Origin of the sequence: Ferrimonas sediminum (assembly GCF_900100175.1) — a bacterium.
GTDB classification, from domain to species: domain Bacteria; phylum Pseudomonadota; class Gammaproteobacteria; order Enterobacterales; family Shewanellaceae; genus Ferrimonas; species Ferrimonas sediminum.
The window spans coordinates 1-21662 of sequence record NZ_FNEM01000023.1; the positions used below are offsets into that span (position 1 = coordinate 1).

A 21662-nucleotide genomic window follows, 5' to 3' on the forward strand; every position below is an offset into this window, starting at 1 on the left:
CGACAGGAAGATCAGCATCAGTGACAGCCACAGCAGGGTGTTGGTCACCAGTTTCAGCCTCTGCTTCAACCAGGGGTAGAGCTGCATGTTCATGCCGCTTAGCTGATGCAACCAACGCTGGAACTGGTGGAAGGGGCACAGCTGGCTGCAATACACGTTCCGTCCCAGGAACAGAATCGCGCCCAGCGACCCCATCAACATGATGTACCACAGCAGATGCTGTTGCGGTGAGGGGATGTAGCCCAGCAGCAGCGAGCCGATCAGGGCGATAGAGAGCGCCGAGTTGAGCCAGTAGCCGATCAGCACCACCGAGGCGACCGACAGGGCCTGGTTGTACCGTTTCTGATGCTTACGCGGCACCCGCTTGTTCATAAAGGCCGCCGCAAACAGCAGGATCGCCATCAGCTCCTTGAGGCCGGCATTGAACCCGGGTTCCAGCCAGTTGGCTGGCAACTCGAAGTGCTCGACGCTGTTGTGCGCCGCCTCACGCACCGCCGTGGTCAGTCCCCGGGAGGTGAGGGTTGCGCCAGACAACGCATCGATGTCGTCACCAAGACGGATATTGCGGTTGACCGGTTTACCGTCAAACTGACGATAGAACTTGCCCTCGTTAAATCGAAGGATGTAACCAGGGGTCTCATTGTGGGTCAGCAGGTGGGTGTCGACAATGCGTCCACTGGCACCAATGCGGGTCGCCACCAGCATCGGGCCACCATAGCCCTGGGTTTCCGCCAGGCTCAGAACGTATTCTCGGTCACCGAGAACCAATTGAAACTGGTCACCACTGGCGCCCTCGAGCACGGTGATCTCGCCCTTGGGAAACGCCTGCTGCAACAAGCGACCGTAATCGGGTTGTTGCCATATCATGCCCACCACAAAGGCCACCGCCAGCGACAACCAGGCCACCAGCCTCAGCCAGGGAAAGCGACCCGCTTTGCCCCGGTTGCGGGAGGGGCGGTTGGAGATTCGTTGAGACATAGATTTCCTCAGTAAGATACCGTGTTCCCGGCACTGGCCGGAAACACTCCGAAGGACAGCGTTACGCCTTCTTAAAGGGGCGGATGAAATTCCGCCAAGTCAAAACTGCCAACACCATGGTCGACAGGCCAAAGCAGATCAGTCCCATGGCGCCGGACTGAGGCTCGCCCTCGGCGAAGGAGCCCCAGGACCAGCCCACACACAACCAGGCCAAAGCAAAGGTGCCAAACAGCGCCACATTAGCCATGGCTCCCAAACGGTATCGCCGGCCCAGTGAAAGGTAACCCCAGATTGCACCGGTGGTTGCCATCCCCATCAGGTACCACATTAATCCCATCATCTGTCTGTCCCCTTAGGTGAAGTCGCCACTAAAACCGCTTTTCCAGAACTTGATCACCGCTTCCTCATCGTTGACGTTGCCGTAACCAAACAGGATGTCGGCCCTGGTCATCAGGTCATGCACGGTACCGCCGGTGAAGGTGTTGGAAGCATCGATCAGGCGGTGATGCCAGAAGTCCGGCTTGTTCCAGGGACAAGCAGCGATACAGGCACCACAGTCTCCGCCATTGTCGGCCCAGAACTTGAGGCACTTCTTCGGATCGCTGTAGAACTTGCGCACCCCTTTATTCACATCCCAGGAATATTCCGGGTCATCTGACCCCGGATAAGTTGGGCCCAGGGAAGGTTTGTCATCCATGCTGATAGCGTTGGAGGGACAAGCGTCACCGCAGCGCTTACAGTGCTCACAGAACTCGGTGATGCCGAAGCTGCGAGGCTTGTCATAAGCCACCTCATCCAGCTCCAGATCGGTGTACACCTTGCAGATGCGAACCCGTGGGCCGAGGTTGGGAGCCACCAATGCACCGTTGCGGGCGCCTTCACCAAGGCCGGCGGAAATAGCGTAAGCCACGGAATTTCCCAGATCATTGGTGGAGCCAACTGCTTGAAAACCCAGTCCTCTAATGAACTTGGCCATGGAGCCAGCCAACAGAGCAGTATTGCTATACCCCATGGCGGCAGTGGCAGATTGAGGAATCATGGGCGCGCAGGCCATTGCCTCGTAGTCCATATCCACCAGCATGACAATTACGCTCTTGGGCTTGAAAGGAAAGTCCTCCTCCCATGAGAGTGTTTGTTCGGTCAAAGGGTTATACAAAGGGTTGTAGTCCCAACGGGGATCATGGCGGCAGATGCCCACCCGAACCGCGCCAAAGGTCCTCGCAGCCGTCTTAATCGCGCCGATCTTCTCTACCGAATCTTTGAAAGGATACTGATGCTCATGCACATCAGACTGGTTCCAGGTCAGGACACCCTGGTCCGGAACCCCGGCCTGCACAAGGGGAGCCATGGTCATGGAGCCATGCCAGCCAGCCTCCTCCAGGGCGTAGTCCAACTGGGTGTAACCTGGCTTATCGTTGTCATACCGCTCTGGTGAGGTAAAGAATCGGTGAAAGGCCTCGCCCAAATGCAACGGCTCCTCTCCGGTTTGAATGGGCCCCATGGACTCCTTACCGAAATTGAGGTTTCGCTCCGGGTATTGCTCCTGCAACGCCTTACTAAAACTATAGACTTGGATAACATTTCGCTGGTCCATGGGTTTGAAACCTGCGCCGATCTCATTGGGGTACCCATCGTGAACGATGCCATCCATACGATTCTTGACCCAGGCACCTGCGCCAGCCACCACCCCCACTCCAGCCACCGTTCCGGCACTGAGCTTTAGCAACTGGCGCCGCTTGGCATCGATGTTTTGCTCATCAACGCTCTGCTTTTTCTCTTCTTTCATAGTTTCACCTTCAGCCAGGAGCTGGCTTAAACTAACAATGATAATGATTGAAGGATTTTATAGAGGTTGACAAATATAATGTACCCCAATATTTAGAATCTATGGATGCAAAAAATGCATCCGTCACCTCAAGATCCAACATCGAGAGCAAAGAACAATAAAGATAGCCTTTCAATAACCATTGACTGGCCAATATACTCCCAACAAACAACATTATTAGGCAACGCCAAAGCCAAGCCCGTAAAAAAATAAAACCCACTCAGTCCAACAACCTTGCTTGCGATTTATTCAACAAGACGTACAATCACTTCAATGAAAGGTGTTTAAAATTTTAGTGGTTGTAGTGCGTCCCTCTTGCAAATGAGAGATTTTCTCTGAATAGGTCATTTCGCTTAGGCATACTGCAATACGCAAGGCCGTATCAATGTTAACTGAACTAACTGGTAACGGAGTTACTGCCGGCAAAACTCTTGTCAGAGGCCCTTCCTCAGCCAATGGAGCTACCGTCAAACGCCCTAAACCAAAGGCTTGAGCACTGGTCAAGCTCAATCATGGCAAAGACCACCGAAGTTAACTGCCGCTATGATTTACAGGTTCAATTACCGCCAACCCCATCTCTCTGGCATAATTCAACCATTGCTAAGAGCACCACCATCCACGTCCAATTTCATTGGTAATTTTAGAGCATCGACTCTCACCAAGTCCTGTCTCCCATTAATATTTAACATTAAAGCAACCTCCTTTCAGTAATAAGTTTCTCAGGAAGGCTACGGTATTGACAAGTTTGGGGAAAAGCCCCGTTCAGCCGGAACTGTACCTAATATACAAATCTGGATGAGACGAAAAAGGAAACGAAAATGGTACATCATAAACCAACGGCAAGATCTTTAAGTTTTGCAACAACACAAATACAGCCAATTTCCAGTAACACATCCTACTGTGAGGCTCTGTCACTCTTGAAAATAGCGTTGAAATAAAGCACTGCATTATCCCAACCAAGATTAATATCTGTTTTGAATCGAGCCAATCGTTTTTCAAATGAATGATACACTGCCAATGCTACAGCATCAGGAAGCTGTGTAATATAGCTCTTATAATAGTTTTTTCTCTGAAAAAGAGCACCCCCGCCAAGCGGGGATGCCGGAACACTGGCTGGCTAAGCCTGCTTGTAGGGGGAAATCAGGTTACGCCAACTGAGTACAGCCATCACCAGGGTTGGCAAGCCGAAGCACATCAGACCCATGGCTCCAGACTGGGGTTCGCCTTCGGCAAAGGAGCCCCAGGACCAGCCAATACACAGCCACGCCAGGGCAAAGGTGCAAAGCAGCACCGCATTGGCGGCGGCACCTAAGCGGTAGCTACGCCGCAGATAGAGGTAGCCCCACAATGCAGCCGTTGTCCCCATCCCCATCAGGTACCACATTAATCCCATCATCTTTTCGTCCCCTTAAGTGAAATCGCCACTAAAACCACTTTTCCAAAACTTGATTACCGCCTCTTCGTCGTTGACGTTGCCGTAACCGAATAGGATGTCCGCCTTGGTCATCAATCCATGCACTGTGCCGCCGGTGAAGGTGTTGGAAGCATCGATCAACCGGTGATGCCAGAAGTCTGGTTTATTCCAGGGACAGGCGGCGATGCAGGCACCGCAGTCGCTGTTTTCGGACCAGAATTTCAAGCACTTCTTGGGATCACTGTAGAATTTGCGCACCCCTTTGTTGACCTCCCATGCATACTCAGGGTCATCCGCTCCGGGATAGGTGGGTCCCATGGAGGGTTTGTCATCCATGCTGATGGCATTGGAAGGACACGCTTCTGCGCAACGTTTACAGTTTTCACAAAACTCCTGGATACCGAAGGTACGAGGCTTGTCATAGGCAACCTCATCCAATTCAAGATCGGTATACACCTTGCAAATACGCACCCTGGGACCAAGATTTGGAGCCACTAACGCTCCGTTGCGTGAGCCTTCGCCAAGACCGGCGGAGATGGCATAAGCCACCGAGTTACCTAAGTCATTCGTTGCACCTACAGCCTTGTATCCCAGCTTCTTTATAAACATGGCCATGGAGCCGGCCATTAAAGCGGTTCTGCTATAACCCACGCCTGCTGTAGATGACTGAGGGATCATTGGCGCGCAAGATACGGCGAGATAGTCCATATCCACCAGCATGACAATTACACTCTTGGGCTTGAACGGAAAGTCCTCCTCCCAAGACAAGGTTTCCTCAGTCAGCGCATTGTATAAAGGGTTATAATCCCAACGGGGATCATGGCGGCAGATCCCAACTCTAACGGCACCAAAAGTTTTTGCCGCCGTCTTGATAGCACTTACCTTCTCAACCGAATCTTTAAAAGGATACCGATGCTTATGCAAATCAGACTGATCCCAGGTAAGGACTCCCTGTGAAGGCACTCCCGCCTGGGAAAGCGGCGCCATAGTGTTCTGACCTTGCCACGCCGCTAGATACAGCGCGTAATCAAGCTGGGTGTAACCAATTTTGTTATTGTCATAGCGCTTGGAGGATGTCAGGTAACTTTGAAAAGCTTCACCCATATGCATCGGTTCCTCTCCAGGCTGGATCGGGCCCATCGACTCCTTGCCAAAGTTAAGGTTCCGCTCTGGATGCTTCTCCTGCAGAGCCTTACTGATGCAGTAGGTCTGATTTACATTACGCTGGTCCATAGGTTTGAAGTCGGCACTGACCTCACAGGGAAACGCCTCATGAACGATGCCGTCCATGCGGTTTTTTACCCAGGCGCCGGCACCAGCCACCACTCCCGCTCCGGCTACCGCGCCGGCGCTAAACTTTAGCAATTGACGACGTTGGGCATCGACACTCTGCTCATTAACATCCTGTTTTTCTTGTTCGCTCATAATTTCATCCTTAGTCAGGTATTGACCTAAACCAATATAATTCATGAGGGATCTTATAGAGGTTCATCAATATAATGCACCCTCATATTTAGAATAGGTGAATGCAAAAATTGCATCAGCAGAACAAAAAAGGCATAAGTACAGTCACACTTTAATGGAAAGAAACAACAAGATCACAATATCGCACCATAAAGTTGATATTGCTTATCATGAAGAAGCCCGTTTTAAAACGCCAGTCAACAGTGTTTTTGCGTTTTCATCAATAAGCTCTTTCACTCCTACTTTTGGTGTATTGCATTTTTATCCATCAGCCTTTACTTTGCACATGCTTCTCATAAATTTACTGAAAGCACCATCGGACCATCGAATTTCATTAGGCTTAGCCTTAAAAATTCGTAATTCGATAAAAACTATCCAATTAATGTTGATGAAAATCTATATTGATTGCATCCAAATAATCTGGATGCGATTTGACTGTGGAAAATTATATGAAAATAAACACCTTCCAACGAGTCACCGGCTTGGCTGCATCGGGGCTGCTGTGGACCGCCAGTTCTCTGGCTGCAACCTCCGGTTCCCATTACCCGCTTGGCGCAGAAGGCGTCAAGGCGGCCTCTGCTCCGCCTCCTGGCGTCCATTACCGTATGTACAATACCTGGTACGAATCCTCCACCATCACCAATAACGATGGTGATCGACTTCCCGTCGGCTTTGATCTGGATGTCTACGCCCAGGTGCACCGCATCGTACAGATAACGGATAAGACCGTGCTGGGGGCCAACTGGGGTTATAACTTCCTGATTCCATTAATAGACCAGTCAATTTCTATAACCTCAGCCGGGATCAATGAAAGCGAAAGCCTGGCTTTGGGTGATGTAGTCATTGAGCCCATAACCCTGGTTTGGTTCCGTGAACAGTTTGACGCCGTATTTGGCCTGGGCGTGGTTGCCCCCACCGGCGATTACAGCTCACACAAAGCCGCCAATCCAGGCCTAGGATACTGGTCAGGGCTGGTTACCGCAGGCGGAACCTATTATTTTGACCAGGAACACTCGTGGTCAATAAGCACTCTTAGCCGAACATTGTTCCACGGCAAACAAGATGATACAAACATCCGTCCAGGTGCCGAATTCATTTTGGAAGGTGGTATCGGCAAGGAGTTTATGTATAAAGGCAGCTGGATGCTTAGACCAGGAATCAATTATTGTGCTTACTGGCAGGTTAGTGACGACAGCAAGGATGGTCAAGGTGTCAACGCTAAAGAAAGAAAGCGTGCCTTTGGGCTGGGTGCTGAGTTAAACGTCTTTTACCTTCCATGGAAACTACAGGCTAACATCAGATATATGGAAGAGTTTGAAACCAAAAACACATCCGAAGGTTCCAGTATTATTCTCACCCTAACAAAGTCATTCTAATAAGACACAATAGTAGCGCTCGAATTAATTGAGCGCTGCCATCAGTCATTTAATGAGTAAACCTATCTCAAAACAAAAACAACTACTCTATATCTCCCAGTATATCCAAGAAAAAATCCAGAACAATCCTGACACGTTGTGGCATATAATGCCGACTTGAGTAAAGTCCCCATACAGTAAATTTCGAAGAATACTTTCCGTCAAACAGTTTTACTAGGGTCCCCTGCTTAAGCTCAGCCTGAACCATACATGCCATCACCCAAGCTACACCAATTCCATCTACGGCCGCCAATGCACACACTTCATTGATGTCCGAGTCAAGAGGGCCTGACACTTCTACCTCGTGCACTTCTCTCCCCTCACTCCAGAGCCAACGCTTAGAGGCCTGAACGCCTTTAGCGCTGAGCAGGCAAGGATAAGATGACAACTGCCTGGGATGCACCAGCTCCGGATGTTGTTGCATAAATGCAGGACTGGCCACAAAAGTCCGTTCGATTGACGCTAACCTTCTTGCCACCATAGAGCAATCCGGGGGCGTATCATGGCCAATAAACAACACCAGATCCGCCTGCACCTCCAAAGGACTTTGACAACTCTGATAAGAGACATATTTGAGCTGCAGATTAGGAAACCTGTCATGAAACCGTCCCATCGACGAACGGCAAACCAGTTTAAGGAAGTCCATGGGAGCCGCCACAGTAATCGTGCCTTCAGGGTTATCCTGTAGACGGCCGACACTCAACTCCAGCTCATCCGCTTCCGCCAGGATTCGTTTGCTGCGTTCAAGCACCATTTCACCGGCCATCGTAAGCTGTAGGCCTTTATTGGTTCGCTCCAGCAACAACGTTCCGAGGTGCTGCTCCAGCTGAGAGATACGGCGGGAAACCTTAGAAGCCGGTATACCTAGCACCCGCGCGGCTTCTCTCTGACTGCCATACTCAACGACAACATTAAACAAATAAAGGTCTTCGGTTTTCATCTTCACCCGGTGCTGAACTTATCCTGATGGCCATGATCGTCACTTTGTCACCTCAGTGGCGTGATCAACTGCATATTTCACATTTCAGAAATGTTCTCCCGTTAACTAAAACGGTGACCCAAGCCTATTTCCCTCAGTCTACTATGGGTATTCACAGTATAAAGGATCCGCGTGGATACCCCCATTTCAGCAAGGACAAACCAAAAACTGCTCTTTGACCAAGTACAAAAAAGGCGGCCCGAAGGCCGCCTTAGTATGGTCGCATTTTTGATTTAGCGGTTGCCGTTCACGTCACCACGATTGCCGGAACGACGGTTACCGCCACTGCGCTGACCGGTATTGCCGGAAGCATTGCCCGATGGCTTGGCATTACCGCTGCGGCGCCGTTGGCCGGCGGGCTTGCTATCGCCAGAGTGGGTGCCCTGGTTGCCACGGTTGCCTCCTGGCTTGCGGCGACGAGGTTTATCCCCCTCCCCGGCGGTACGTTCCCCCTCCCTTTGCGGATGGGGTTTCTTCGGTTTTTTGCTCTTGGGCGGACGAATCGCCTTTGAGTCCGGCAGCTCGTGCTGAGGCTCATGGCCCGGCATCACCTGGCGGTCCAGATGGCGCTGAATCAACTGCTCAATGGCCACCAGTTGCTCAATCTCATCGGCGCACACCAGAGAAACGGCGTGGCCGGAGGCTCCGGCCCGGCCGGTACGACCGATACGGTGAACGTAATCCTCCGCCACCTGGGGCAGATCGAAATTCACCACCTGGGGCAGTTGGTCGATATCCAGGCCACGCGCGGCAATATCGGTCGCCACCAATGCCCGTACATCGCCGGATTTAAAGTTGGCCAGCGCCTTGGTACGGGCTCCCTGGCTTTTATTACCATGAATCGCCGCGGCGGTAATCTTACGCTCTTCCAGGTAACGGGTCAGACGGTTGGCCCCGTGCTTGGTACGGGTAAACACCAGTACTTGCTGCCACTTGTTGTCGGTAATCAGCTCGGCCAGCAGTGCCGATTTACGCTTCTTGTCCACCGGATGCACCATCTGCTCAACAGTCTTGGCCGCCGCATTGCGTGGTGTTACCGAGATCTCCACCGGGTTGTGCACCAGCCCTTTGGCAAGATCGCGAATCTCATCTGAGAAGGTGGCTGAAAACAGCAAGTTCTGTCGTTTGGCCGGCAACAGCGCCAAAATCTTTTTGATGTCGCGAATAAAGCCCATATCCAGCATGCGGTCGGCTTCATCCAGCACCAGCACTTCCAGTTGATCAAACCGGACTGCATTTTGCTGATACAGATCCAGCAACCGACCCGGGGTCGCCACCAACACGTCCACCCCTTTTCGCAGCGCGGTCATCTGCGGGTTAATGCTGACCCCGCCAAACACCACAGCGGAACGCAACGGCGTATTCTTGCCGTATTTCTCGACGCTCTCCTGCACCTGAGCCGCCAGCTCACGGGTCGGAGTGAGAACCAATGCCCGGCACTTGTTGCTGCGGGCACGCTGGCCACCGGCCAGGCGATGCAGAATCGGCAGGGTGAACCCGGCGGTCTTTCCGGTTCCGGTCTGTGCCGCCGCCATAACGTCCTGACCGTTCAGAACGGCCGGAATCGCCTGGGCCTGAATCGGTGACGGAGTGTCGTAGCCCTGTTCGGCTACGGCATCAAGAATCGGTTGGGACAAACCGAGTTCGGTAAACTGCATAAATCGCGCTCTCTCGCTGTGACGGACCACTGCGGCCGTCAAATGAACCGCGAAGTGTACCTGATAGCGGCCGCTACTGCCGACTTTTCTTGCCGATTGGCGCAATCTTTATCCAAACCGGGCAACAATACCGCAATGCCCTGGCCCAACCCGGTAAAAGGAGGAGCCAGGTGGCTCCCCTATCGACACACTCATCCTACCTGTCATTCCCCTGAGGTCAGAAGCGACCGATGGCGTAAGGGCTCACATCAATATCCGGCGCCAGGCCCGCCATCACCTGTCCCAGCAGCCTGGCGCTGGTGGCAGCCTGAGTCAGCCCCAGGTGCTGATGGCCGAAGCTAAAGAAGCAGCGTCGATGCCGACACCCTCCGATCACCGGCAGCGAATCCGGCAACGACGGACGACACCCCATCCACCGCTCCCCCTCTCCCTGGCGGGCATCGAGCTGGGGTAATAACGCTTTTCCCTGGCTCAGCAGGATATCCGCCCGGCGAGGATTCATCGGTGCATCCCGCCCGGCAAACTCCACCGTGCCTGCCAACCGGGTGCCGCCCGCCATCGGCGTTATGATGAACTTGCGCTCTGCCGAGGACACCGGACGGCCCAGGCCGCTGTTCTGGCTCAGCATCAGGTGGTAGCCTCGTTCTGCCTCCAGCGGCACCCGGTAACCCAGTTGGGCTGCCAATGTCGCCGACCAGGCGCCGGCGGCCACCACCAGCCGATCGGCCTGCAGTTGACGGCCATCGGCTAGCATGACTTGCGCATGGGGCGTAACGGCGGTCACTTCGCCTTGCTCAAACCTGACACCGCGCGCACTCAGCGATTGCTGCAACCCCTGACACAGGCCATAAGGATCCAGGGTGTGGCCGGTCTCGGGAAACCATAACGCACCGGACAGCCGCTCAGACAACCCCGGCTCCAGCTTGCGCAACTGCTCCGAATCGAGCCAGTCACAGCTGACGCCGGCGATCGCAAAGGTATGAGCCTGACGCTGCTGCGCCAAGACCGGCGTTTGCTCGTACACCAGCACAGAGCCCTGCCGCAGTAGCCGATGGGACTGTCCGCATTCCACCAGCAGCCATCGCCAGTCCTCCATGGCCCGGCAGTTGAGTGCGGTAATGGCCCTCTGGTTGTGACGCCGTCTCGCGGGGGTCATGTTGGCCATAAACCGCATCAGCCAGGGCAACACCGTTACAAGGTAACCGCCGCGAATGCGAAACGGCCCCAGCGGATCCATCAGCATTGCCGGCACCCGGGGCAACAGCGCCGGATCCGCCAGAGGAAACACCTGCTCGGTAGCAAAATGGCCGGCATTGCCAAAAGACGCCCCCCGGCCCGGCTCATCCCGATCGACTACGGTGACCCGATCTCCCGCCTGGCTCTGAATCCAGGCCTGGGTCAGGCCGATGATGCCGGCGCCGACGATTAATGTATGTGGTTGTGTCATTCCTACCTCAGCATAAAGCCCCGGGAAAACGCATCGTCCGGCTCCAGCACAAACTTATGGTCACCGGTGAGGCAGCCAATGGCTCCGGCCGGGTCGAAGAGATCATAAACGCGTCCTTGTGATGCCATCTTCGGCCAGAGCACGTTTGAATTGCCCGGCACCTTGCCTGCGCGATAACATTAAGGTAACATAATCCCATTATTGCATACAATATACATGGACAGTCTGAGCAATTCAGGCGGTGTCAATTAAGCAAAGGAAGGAAACTCAATGAAGGTACACTGGAACGGCGTATATCCAGCAATTTCGACTCAGTTCAACGACGATGGCAGCATCAATTTTGAGTCCAACGCCCGCATCCTTAACCGGCTGATCGACGAAGGCATCGACGGCATCATTGCCCTTGGTACCGTCGGCGAAAACTGCTCTCTGAGCGCCGAGGAGAAACGGCAGTTTTTGCGCCACACCCTCAGCGTCGCCGATGGCCGCATTCCGGTGATCAGCGGCTGCGCCGAAACCACCACCCAGTTTGCCATCGATTTTGTCCGCGATGCCCAACAGATCGGCGTCGACGGCATCATGCTACTGCCAGGCATGGTCTACCGCGCCAACAAAGAGGAGACCTTGTACCACTACCAGCAGGTCGCCCGTGCCACCTCGATGCCGATCATGATCTACAACAACCCGGTGACCTACGGCGTCGATGTCGACATCGAGATGACCCGAATCCTGGCCCGGGAGCCCAACATCGTCGCCATCAAGGAGTCGACCACCGACACCCGCCGCCTGACGGAGCTGCACAACGGCTTTGGTGACCGCTTTATCGTCTTCTGTGGGGTCGACGACATCGCCCTGGAAAGCCTGATGCTTGGCGCCACCGGCTGGATCTCCGGCCTGACCAATGTGTTCCCACAGGAGTCGGTCACCATCTGGAAGCTGGCCCGGGCCGGCCGCTATGAGGAAGCCAAAGAGATTTGGCGCTGGTTCCTGCCACTGCTGCGTCTGGACACCGTGCCCCACCTGGTACAGTGCATCAAATACGCCGAGCAGTTGGCCGGGCGTGGCAGCGAAAACGTACGCGCCCCGCGTCTGCCTCTGTCCGGCGCCGAGCGTGACCGCGTCACTCAGGTGTACAACGACGCCATCGCCAGCCGCATCGATCTGAGCAAATACAATCTGGACTGATTGAGGAGCCGGAATGATCAAAGGCACATTCTTCTGTATCGACGCCCATACCTGTGGCAACCCCGTACGTCTGGTGACCAGCGGCCACCCGCCGCTTCGGGGTGACACCATGAGCGAGAAACGTCAGGACTTTCTGGCCCATCACGACTGGATTCGCCAGGCACTGATGTTTGAACCCAGAGGCCATGACATGATGTCCGGGGCCCTGCTGTACCCCCCCTGCTCGGCCAACGCCGATGCCGCCATCCTGTTTATTGAAACCTCGGGCTGCCTGCCCATGTGCGGGCACGGCACCATCGGCACGGTCACCGCCGCGCTGGAGGCGGGGCTGCTGCAACCCCGCACCGAGGGGCAGTTGATTCTCGATGTTCCCGCCGGGCAGATATCGGTTCACTACCGGCGACGGGGCCACAGAGTCGAGCGGGTGAGCATCACCAACGTCGCCAGTTACCTGGCCCACCGGGATGCGGTTCTGTTGGTGCCCGGATTGGGTCAGCTGACTGTGGATGTTGCCTATGGCGGCAACTTCTACGTCATCGTTGAGCCCCAGCAACACTACCCGGGACTCGAACACTGGGACGCCGATACGCTGCTGCGTTGGAGCCCGCAAGTGCGCCAGGCGGCACGCCAACAGCTCGATTGCCAGCACCCACAGGACACCAGTGTCCGGGGGATCTCCCATGTCCTTTGGACCGGAGCCCCGACCCAGCCCGACTCCGATGGCGCCAATGCGGTTTTTTATGGCGATCGGGCCCTGGATCGCTCTCCCTGCGGTACCGGCACCAGTGCCCGAATGGCCCAGCGTCATGCCAAAGGGCTGCTGGCCACCGGCGAGCGCTATGTGCATGAGTCCATCATCGGCAGTCAGTTCACCGGCACCGTCACCGCCACTACCGAAGTGGGTCCCTATCCGGCCATCGTGCCGGAGATTGAAGGCTGGGCCCGCGTAACCGGCCACAACGCCATCACCGTCGATGACGACGACCCCTACGCCTTTGGCTTTCAAGTAAAATAAGGAATTATCATGTTAACCCTATGCGGTCAGCACTTGATCAATGGACAATGGACAGGTCAGCCCGACAGCGACTTTCACAGTTTCGACCCCGCCACCAATGCCCCCCTGCCGTGGCAGTTTGCCGACGGCACGGAAGCCGATGTCAACCAAGCCTCCGACGCCGCCCGGGCGGCATTTCTTGAATATCGCAGCTGGACACCGCAACAACGTGCCGGGCTGCTGGAAGCCATGGCCGATGCCGTCGATGCCCTGGGCGACACACTCACCGACGTGGCCCACAAGGAAACCGCCCTACCCCGGGCCCGGCTTGAGGGCGAGCGCGGCCGCACCTGTGGCCAGTTGAGGCTGTTTGCCTCGCTGCTGCGCGGCCCAAGGCAAAGCCGGATCATCGATCTGGGCCAACCTCGGCGCACCCCACTGCCCAAGCCGGACATTCGTCTCGACCAGTTGCCACTGGGGCCAGTAGCGGTCTTTGGCGCCTCCAACTTCCCGCTGGCATTCTCGGCGGCCGGTGGCGATACCGCCTCGGCGCTCGCGGCTGGCTGTCCGGTGGTCATCAAGGGGCACCCCGCCCACCCGGCGACCACCGAACTGGTGACAGCAGCGCTGTTCAGCGCCATAGAGCGGGTGAGCGCGCCGCGGGGCGTGGTCAACCTGATTCAGGGCCGATCGCCGTCGCTGTCACGAGCGCTGGTTCAAGCGCCGGCAATACAGGCGGTGGGCTTTACCGGTTCGTTTGCCGTCGGCCAGCAACTGTCACAACTGGCGGCTGGCCGGCCGCAACCCATCCCCTTCTTCGGTGAGCTGGGATCGGTCAATCCCCAGTTTCTGCTGGAAGAGACCCTGGCGCAAAACAGCAAGACACTGGCACAACAGCAGCTCCAGTCAATGATGATGGGCCAGGGCCAGTTTTGTACCAGTCCCGGGCTGGTGGTCGCCCCTAAGGGAGCGGGTCTGGATTCTTACCTGCAAGCGCTGGCATCCGGGATCCGCGCGCAGGCCGCCGGCACCATGCTAACGCCGGCAATTGCCGCCAACTACCATCACGCCATCGAGCGATTGTCGGCCACCGCCGGTGTCCACGAGTTGGCCCTGGGCCTGGAGGTGCAGCGACCCAACCAGACCCAGGCCCGTGCCTTTGTCACCAGTGCGGCGGTAGCACTATGCCAACCACAGCTGTTGGAGGAGGTCTTCGGTCCGGTGGTGCTGGTGATCGAAACCGAGGATGACGCTCAGCGCCTGCGGTTGATTGACGCCCTGCCGGGACAGCTCACCGCCACGGTCCATGGCAGTGAGGCGGAGATGCAAAAAAACCAGTCCCTGATCACCGCCCTCGCCCACCGGGTCGGCCGGCTGATCGCCAACCAGATGCCCACCGGTGTCGAGGTCTGTCACGCCATGCAGCATGGCGGACCCTGGCCCGCCGCTACCCACAGTCAATCCACCTCGGTAGGGGCAGAAGCGATCAAGCGATTCACCCGGCCACTGGCCTGGCAGAACATGCCGCAGTCGTTGCTGCCACCGTCATTGCGGGATAACAGCGATGCTCCCCAGCTTCGCTATTAACCGCTAGATACGCCACTTTGTATACAAAAAGGGCCCAAATCTGGGCCTTTCGCTTTTCTTCACCCTACAAACTCGTTAACCTATAACCTGACTAATCAATAAGTAAGCAATCATGAGTCAGGCCAGTCCTATTGTTCATAAAACCCGCACTCAACTCGTTGTTGAGGTGTTGCGCGAGAAGATCCTATCCGGAGATATCAAGGCGGGAGAACCCCTGCGCCAAAGCGCATTAGCTCAGGAGCTGAACGTCAGCCGGATTCCGGTTCGCGAAGCCCTGTTGCAGCTGGAAGCGGAAGGTCTGGTAAAGTTCGAAGCCCACAAAGGCGCCACCGCCACCGAGTTGTCGGTGGAACAGGCCAGCGAGCTGTTTGAACTGCGAGCCCTGATTGAACCGGACCTGCTGCGTAAGTCGATCCCCAACCTGACCGAAAAGCAGCTGAATCACGCCGAAGAGGTGCTGGTCCAGCTGGAGTCTGCGTTCCGATCGGAAAACGCGATCAACACCTGGAGTGAACTCAATACCCAGTTCCATGCCTGTCTGTACCTTGGCGCCAACCGTCCCCAGGCCATGGACGTGATTAAAGGCCTTAACACCAATTCCGATCGCTACATCCGCCTGCAGCTGCTGCTGACCGGGGGGATTCCCAGAGCGGAAACCGAACATCGGGAGTTGCTAGAACTGTGCCGCTCCGGCCAGGTCGACGCCGCTGCCACCCTCCTCGTCAACCACATACTGCACGCCAAAGACGGCGTCAAAAAGCTGGTTGAACAACACGTTAACAACGAAAAATAGCCGCAGAGAGTCCGGTGAGACAACCGATGCCAAGCCGGGCTGCTACTGTTATAGCTATCGACCCTGTGAGCAACCACGCCCCACGTCTCGACTGCCATACTGCTGCGGGAATCCGATTTAAGCACTCCCGCCAGGGGTGCTTTGCGTTTTTGGAGAGCCTCCATGCTTAATGCCCAAATTACCGGCTGGGGCAAATGCCTGCCCCCCGCCACACTCAGCAACCACGATCTGGCCACCTTTATGGACACATCCGACGAATGGATTCGCAGTCGGACCGGCATCGGCCAGCGCCACATCAGCCACGTCAGCACCTCGGCCATGGCCACCGTAGCCGCACAGCACGCCCTGGCTGCCGCCGGCCTGCAGGGCAGTGATCTGGACATGATCATCCTTGGCAGCGCTTCGCCGGATACTCTGGTGCCCAACATCGCCGCCACGGTGCAGGCCAATATCGACGCCCAGTGCGCCGCCTTTGACATCAACGCCGCCTGCTCCGGGTTCCTGTATGGTCTCGGACTGGCCACCGCCCAGATTAAGAGCGGCCAGGCCAAGCGGGTGCTGGTGATCGGTGCCGAACGGCTCACCTTCCTGTTGGACTGGCTGCAACGGGATACCGCAGTGCTGTTCGGTGACGGCGCCGGCGCCATCATCCTGGAAGCGGTGGACAGCGAGGAGCCGCAAGGGGTACTGAGCTACGCCATGAACAACGACCCCCAGGCCCGGGATATCCTCAAGGTGGCCGGCTTCGGTACCGACATGGACCGTCTCAGCCCGACCGCCACCGAGTTTCAGTTCCAGTTCGAAGGCCGCGAGATCTTTAAGCGGGCCATTGCCGGCATGTCGGCACTGGGCAAGCAGGTACTGGAGGAGAGTGGCACCGATCTTGATGACGTGGATCTGGTGGTGCCTCACCAGGCCAACGTACGCATCATCGATACCCTGATTAACAAGCTGGGACTGGCCAAAGAGAAGGCCTTCATCAACATCGAGAACTACGGCAACACGTCGGCCGCGACGGTACCTATTGCCCTGTGTGATGCCCTGGATCAGGGTCGGATTCAGCCCGGTGACACCCTGCTGTCCTGTGCCTTTGGTGCCGGCCTGACCTCCGCCGCAGCCGTTATTAAGTGGGGATCGCGGATCACACCGGTACGCCAGAGCGACGCCACCTTACCGGCCTGTGACAAAACCGGCCTGGAACTGATTGCCGACGCCGTCGCCGCCAGCCAGAAACGCCATCAGCAACAAGACTGATGCGCCGACAGGCTCACGGCCTAATGGCCGTGAGCCTTAATCCAAGGCAACCTTGGCCGCATCCCAGTACAGATCCTGACCAAAATGCTGTGCCAATGCCTGATTCAGCGCCCCAAAAGTGTCAAAACGGCGTTGCTTGCCCGACAGGCAGAACCACACGAATCGGTAACAGTTGTCCTTGAGCAGGTCGTAACGCCGATACTGGTACAGTGAGTGGCCCGAACGCTCAATGGCGCCGAGATCCACCAACGGCCGGTGATGGCGGTCGACGCACACAAACAGTCGCTGGCCGGTGCGACCCTGTAGAAAGCGCCGCGCCGACACCACCCGCACCAGGCCGCTGCCGTGCAGCTCAACAATCTGATCGTCCCCCACCCAGATCCCGACATGCTCGATGGCGCCGTACACATGACAGGCCACCAGCGATCCCGGCTGGGGCGCGACCCGCGCCTTGCCACTGGCCCATTCGCTGGGGCGAAGCACCATCTGCGGGCTGTCGCTGCGATCGTGATAACGCCGCTGCTGTTTCTTATCGCGACTGCGTTTGTAATCCGCCGCCACCAGCCCACCGGCCAGAGCGGCCAGTATCCAGGGTAATGCCATGGCGCCTCCCACATCGATTTGTCGTTAATCCTAGCAATACCTGCCACGGCTTCCGCAGCCACAAAGTGTATCCAGTTATAACAATAGCCTCCTAAATCAATAATAAGCGACACTAAAGTCCATTTAAAGCCAGGTTCAGAATCTCTTTTTTAGCATATAGATAGCTTATAAATCTGACACTTAACCTGTTTCTTGTCCCAAAACATGGCAAAAGATTGCGGGCGGCGTACTCTGGCGCTAAAGCTGCGCCCCGTTTGGGTCGATATGAGCAGCAGGGCCGCTGCATAGCGGCCACAGACCAACCACAGAACACCGGCGCACGTTCGCCAATACAGGGTAGTACCGACATGAAACCGCGCATCACACTTACCGCTCTCTTCGTCTCCAGCCTGATTCTTGGCGGTTGCCAAAGCACACCGAAAATCGTTGCCGAACAGCAAGCCGACGCCCAGGCCACCGAGTTCTTCATTCAGGCCCAGTCTGCCGTCGACGGCCTGTCGCAGAGACTGATTCAGGCTAAAACCGATAATATCGCCCTGTATGCCCCAGAGTTGCTGGACGACGCCCTGGATCAGCAAAAAGACGCTCAGACGGAGTTTGACGACATTCGCTATACCCCCGCCGATGCCGATCAGGACACCGTCGACGACATTCTGGTTGCGGTACTGAAAGCCAACCAGGCGTTGGACAGCGGTTACCTGATCAAGCAGACTGCCGAGAAGGTACTGGCCGACGCCATGGCGATGCGCGAACGCCTGCAACAACTGGATGCCGCCAGCTACTTTGGCAAGCAGATGCGCCGGGCCGAACAGCAGTACCTGGATTTGTTGGAAGAGGTCGCCGATGGTGACATCGAAGACGCTCAGGAGGGCCAGGCCGAATTGATCAAGCTGCTCAACGCCATCGAGGTCAAAACCGTAGAGCGCCTGACCCTGACCGGCATGAAAAAACAGCTGGCCAGCATGCAGAAAAACCGGGTTGCCCGCTCTGCGCCACTGAGTTTTCAGCGCGCCGTCGCCAGCATGGAACGGGCCAAATCGGTGATCGCCTCGGATCCGAGAAACGATAAAGCCATCGACGCTGCCGCCACTCAGGTGCAGTTTGACCTGGACCACGCCCAGCACATAGCTCAGGCGGTGAAAAACCTCGACGCATTGGATGACGACGACTTCGAAAGCTACATCCTGGCGCAGGAAAACCGGCTCAACCAGGTGGTCCAAGCCCTGGGCAGCGATGACGTCCGCGACCGCCCCTTCAGCCAACAGACCCAGGCCATTGTCGAGGTTGCCACCAAGCTGACCCACAGTGCGGCGCAACAGCAAGTTGAAATTGAGCGGCTGATGCTGGCACTGGCCAGCCAGAAAACCGATTCACCGGCACAGGAAGCCGTGGTTGAAACGGCGAACAATGACCCCGTAGCCGAAGCCCAAGTAGACGCCGAAACCGAAATCGAAACCGACGCGGTCACCGTCGAGCCCGAGCCCATCGCCGAACCACAACCGGTCGCCAGTTCACCCGCCGCCCGCTAAGGGACAATCAACTCCGCCAGCCCTGGGTTTTGGCCCAGGGCACTGGCCTGGGCCAGCAACAGTTCACCACAGGCCAGCGCATCCACCAGGGCGTTATGCCCCGGATACTCCGGCAAACCATAGCGCCGTCGGCAGGCCGCCAGTGTCAGGTCATCCCGCTGCAACGTCTGGCCCTGACGTTGAAGCCGCCGCTGTTCCAGAGCCAGGGTGTCGACGGCAAGCAGCGGTTCCCTTTGCCCCAGCTCCCGAGCCAGATCCCGCCGTAAAAACGCCAGGTCCAGCCCGGCGTTATGGCACACCAGTACCCTGCCCTGCAGCAGTGGCCACAAGGATGCCAATCCCTGGTGCAAACCGCTGGCCCGCTCCAGTTGATGATCGACGATGCCATGAATGGTGGCCGATTGGCCCACGCTCTGACGGGTCCGCACCAGTTGATAGAACGCCTGCTGGCACCGCAACCGCCCCTGTTCGATGGGGATGGCGCCAATGCTGACGATCTCATCCTTAGCCGGATCCAGCCCCGTCAGCTCCAGATCCAGTGCCAGCAGTGGCAGTTGCCGGTAGCCCCTGCCCAGGCTCGAGGCCAGAGAGGATCGATGACCGCCGCGCCAGTTTCGCCAGCGCCATCGCAACAGCCGGGGGTGAAACAGGGTCATAGCTGTTTGCCAAATTTGAGTTTGACCCCGTCCTGGGCCTGGCCCAACACCACGAAGGCATCTTTCAGCTGGTGACGCACCAACTGCGACAGGGACTTAGGCTCCAGATAATTGCTGATCCGGTCGCCGGCCAACCACTGGCGGTGCTGATTGTCCAGCCGTTGGGCACGAATGAACTCCAGCGCATCCGCCAGGTTGAGCGCATCCTTTCGGGTCAGCAAACCCGCCTCCATGGCGGCCCTCAACCGCTTGGGCGTTTCCACTTCGTCGCTGCCACAGGCCAATGCGTACAGGCGGCCGATGTCGTTGATGATGGCCAGTCCGCGGTGTTTCAGATCCACCCCGGCCTTCTGCTCGCCATCTTTATCCAGCACCCACTGACGGAAGAACCCCAGCGGCGGGCGCCGGGATACACAGTTTTGCGCCAGATACGCCAGAAAAAACTCACTGTGCTGCGCCTGCTCCAACACCTGTCGTTGCAGCCGCCGGGCCAGTTCGATGTCGCCGGCCACACCGCGAATGTCGAAAAAGATGGAACTGTGCATCACCGCCTTGGGTTCCGGCTCACTCATCCAGTGCCTGAACTGCTGCTGCCAGCCCTGAAGCGACCGGCACCACTTGGGGTTCATCGCCATGATCTCCCCTTTGCAAAGCACAAAGCCACAGCGATCCAGGCCGATACACACCGACTCCGCCAGAGCCAGGAAGTAGCGCCGTTGCGATTCATTTGGCTCCCCGGCCAGCAACAAGCCGTTGTCCTGGTCTGAGCCAATCACCTGATCCATACGAGCCTGGGAGCCAAACGCCAACCAACACCAGTCCATTGGCGCTTCACCCAGTGTCTGCTGCGCCAGGGCGATCAGCCGCTCGGTTAATCGGTCGGAGATGGCGGTCAACAGGCGACCGACCTGCTCTGCCGACACCTCGGCGGCCACCAACGACTTCACCAGGTTCGGCACCCCATCCATCACCTGAACCAGTTGTTCCTGATCCTGACAGCGGTTGAGCTGCTTGATGATCAGCGCCGGATCCGAGTCCAGTTGCCGCATCAGATCATTACTGGTGACCAGCCCCTTCAGCTGCCCCTGTTCGGTAATGGGCAGGTGATGAATGTTAAACCGGGTCATCAGCAACTGGGCATCGAACCAGGTCTCCTGTGAGGTCAGGCAACGGGGCGACGCGGTCATCACCTGCTTAACCGCCACCTCTGGGTCAACCGCTTTGGCCAACACCCGGTTTCGCAGATCCCGGTCAGTGAGGATTCCCACCAACTGCCCTTCGGCGGTCACCGGCAGGCAGGAGATTCGGTGCTGACTCATCAGCCGGGCGGCCTCTGCCACGCTGGTATCGCCACCACAACTGACCACCTTGGCACTCATCACCTTGGACAGACGCATGGCGTTGGTGTGACGGTGATTGTCGTAGCGCACGCCAAGTCGAATTCGCTGGCCATGTTGACGGTTAAAGAAGCGCTCAAACTCGCGGTGGCGGTGACGAAGATCGTCGAAGGTGGCCAGCGGGATCAGGTAGAGTAGCCCGTCTTCAATGATGTGAATCTCGGCATCGGTCTGCTCCCCGGTCAACAGCGCCCGAAAACCAAAACATTGATGGCTGTCCAGCCTGGCCAACAACTCGCCGTCGTTATCTCTCAGCTCAAATACGCCGCTGGCGATCACATACAAACAGGGGTTGTCGGAATCAAACTCGATGCGCTTGTCGCGCCGGCTGGCGTAGGCGATCTCGATGCGGCCGGCACACTGCTCCAGCGCGGCTCGGGGAAGCCCGTCGAAGGGCACTGTCTGTGATAAAAACTGGATGACTGGAGCCAGATCCATAACCACCGTCCTAATCCTTTAGTCTTAGATGGCTCGTGCCTGCCAG

General features: G+C 56.8%; 18 protein-coding genes. 7 read left to right on the forward strand and 11 right to left on the reverse strand.

What is annotated here, in order from left to right; translation table 11 throughout:
* The 5 genes from BLT77_RS20105 to BLT77_RS18260 form a co-directional block, all read right to left on the reverse strand.
* A partial coding sequence (locus BLT77_RS20105) for an FMN-binding protein (RefSeq protein WP_143026680.1) occupies positions 1-978 on the reverse strand: 978 nt, incomplete at its 3' end.
* A gap of 61 nt (positions 979-1039) precedes the next feature.
* Positions 1040-1318 (reverse strand): tetrachloroethene dehalogenase, encoded by a 279-nt coding sequence (locus BLT77_RS18245; RefSeq protein WP_090368071.1) that lies wholly within the window; start codon positions 1316-1318, stop codon positions 1040-1042.
* 12 nt (positions 1319-1330) lie between these two features.
* Positions 1331-2764, reverse strand: coding sequence for a reductive dehalogenase (locus BLT77_RS18250; RefSeq protein ID WP_090368073.1), 1434 nt, complete (start codon positions 2762-2764; stop codon positions 1331-1333).
* Between the two features lie 1156 nt (positions 2765-3920).
* Positions 3921-4199 (reverse strand): tetrachloroethene dehalogenase, encoded by a 279-nt coding sequence (locus BLT77_RS18255; RefSeq protein WP_090368076.1) that lies wholly within the window; start codon positions 4197-4199, stop codon positions 3921-3923.
* 12 nt (positions 4200-4211) lie between these two features.
* Positions 4212-5687, reverse strand: coding sequence for a reductive dehalogenase (locus tag BLT77_RS18260; protein WP_245709994.1), 1476 nt, complete (start codon positions 5685-5687; stop codon positions 4212-4214).
* Between the two features lie 443 nt (positions 5688-6130).
* Between BLT77_RS18260 and BLT77_RS18265 the strand changes: the two genes are divergently transcribed.
* Positions 6131-7057 carry a SphA family protein gene (locus BLT77_RS18265; protein WP_090368080.1) on the forward strand — a complete coding sequence of 309 codons (927 nt, stop codon included), beginning with the start codon at positions 6131-6133 and terminating at the stop codon, positions 7055-7057.
* Positions 7058-7139: 82 nt separating this feature from the next.
* Here the strand turns inward: BLT77_RS18265 and BLT77_RS18270 are convergent, their stop codons facing one another.
* From BLT77_RS18270 to BLT77_RS18280, 3 genes are all read right to left on the reverse strand, one after another.
* Positions 7140-8036 (reverse strand): LysR family transcriptional regulator, encoded by an 897-nt coding sequence (locus BLT77_RS18270; protein WP_090368082.1) that lies wholly within the window; start codon positions 8034-8036, stop codon positions 7140-7142.
* 272 nt (positions 8037-8308) lie between these two features.
* Positions 8309-9733 (reverse strand): DEAD/DEAH box helicase, encoded by a 1425-nt coding sequence (locus BLT77_RS18275; RefSeq protein ID WP_090368083.1) that lies wholly within the window; start codon positions 9731-9733, stop codon positions 8309-8311.
* A gap of 217 nt (positions 9734-9950) precedes the next feature.
* The gene (locus BLT77_RS18280; RefSeq protein ID WP_090368084.1) at positions 9951-11180 is read right to left on the reverse strand and encodes an NAD(P)/FAD-dependent oxidoreductase; all 1230 of its coding nucleotides are present in this window, start codon (positions 11178-11180) and stop codon (positions 9951-9953) included.
* A 270-nt stretch (positions 11181-11450) separates the two neighbouring features.
* Between BLT77_RS18280 and BLT77_RS18285 the strand changes: the two genes are divergently transcribed.
* From BLT77_RS18285 to BLT77_RS18305, 5 genes are all read left to right on the forward strand, one after another.
* The gene (locus BLT77_RS18285; RefSeq protein ID WP_090368086.1) at positions 11451-12365 is read left to right on the forward strand and encodes a dihydrodipicolinate synthase family protein; all 915 of its coding nucleotides are present in this window, start codon (positions 11451-11453) and stop codon (positions 12363-12365) included.
* A 13-nt stretch (positions 12366-12378) separates the two neighbouring features.
* Positions 12379-13380, forward strand: a complete 1002-nt coding sequence (locus BLT77_RS18290) for a 4-hydroxyproline epimerase (protein WP_090368088.1) — start codon at positions 12379-12381, stop codon at positions 13378-13380.
* A gap of 9 nt (positions 13381-13389) precedes the next feature.
* A complete protein-coding gene (locus BLT77_RS18295) occupies positions 13390-14946 on the forward strand; it encodes an aldehyde dehydrogenase (NADP(+)) (protein WP_090368090.1) in 1557 nt (518 codons plus the stop codon).
* A 112-nt stretch (positions 14947-15058) separates the two neighbouring features.
* Positions 15059-15739 (forward strand): GntR family transcriptional regulator, encoded by a 681-nt coding sequence (locus BLT77_RS18300; RefSeq protein ID WP_090368092.1) that lies wholly within the window; start codon positions 15059-15061, stop codon positions 15737-15739.
* A 162-nt stretch (positions 15740-15901) separates the two neighbouring features.
* Positions 15902-16993 (forward strand): ketoacyl-ACP synthase III, encoded by a 1092-nt coding sequence (locus tag BLT77_RS18305; RefSeq protein ID WP_090368094.1) that lies wholly within the window; start codon positions 15902-15904, stop codon positions 16991-16993.
* Positions 16994-17029: 36 nt separating this feature from the next.
* Here the strand turns inward: BLT77_RS18305 and BLT77_RS18310 are convergent, their stop codons facing one another.
* Positions 17030-17596, reverse strand: coding sequence for a hypothetical protein (locus BLT77_RS18310; RefSeq protein ID WP_090368096.1), 567 nt, complete (start codon positions 17594-17596; stop codon positions 17030-17032).
* Positions 17597-17943: 347 nt separating this feature from the next.
* Between BLT77_RS18310 and BLT77_RS18315 the strand changes: the two genes are divergently transcribed.
* A complete protein-coding gene (locus BLT77_RS18315; RefSeq protein ID WP_090368097.1) occupies positions 17944-19125 on the forward strand; it encodes a hypothetical protein in 1182 nt (393 codons plus the stop codon).
* Here the strand turns inward: BLT77_RS18315 and BLT77_RS18320 are convergent.
* Positions 19122-19781 (reverse strand): 3'-5' exonuclease, encoded by a 660-nt coding sequence (locus BLT77_RS18320; protein ID WP_090368099.1) that lies wholly within the window; start codon positions 19779-19781, stop codon positions 19122-19124. The genes BLT77_RS18315 and BLT77_RS18320 overlap by 4 nt on opposite strands.
* A complete protein-coding gene (locus tag BLT77_RS18325) occupies positions 19778-21616 on the reverse strand; it encodes a DUF294 nucleotidyltransferase-like domain-containing protein (RefSeq protein ID WP_090368100.1) in 1839 nt (612 codons plus the stop codon). Before BLT77_RS18325 ends, BLT77_RS18320 begins: the two co-directional genes overlap by 4 nt.
* Between the last annotated feature and the right edge of the window lie 46 nt (positions 21617-21662).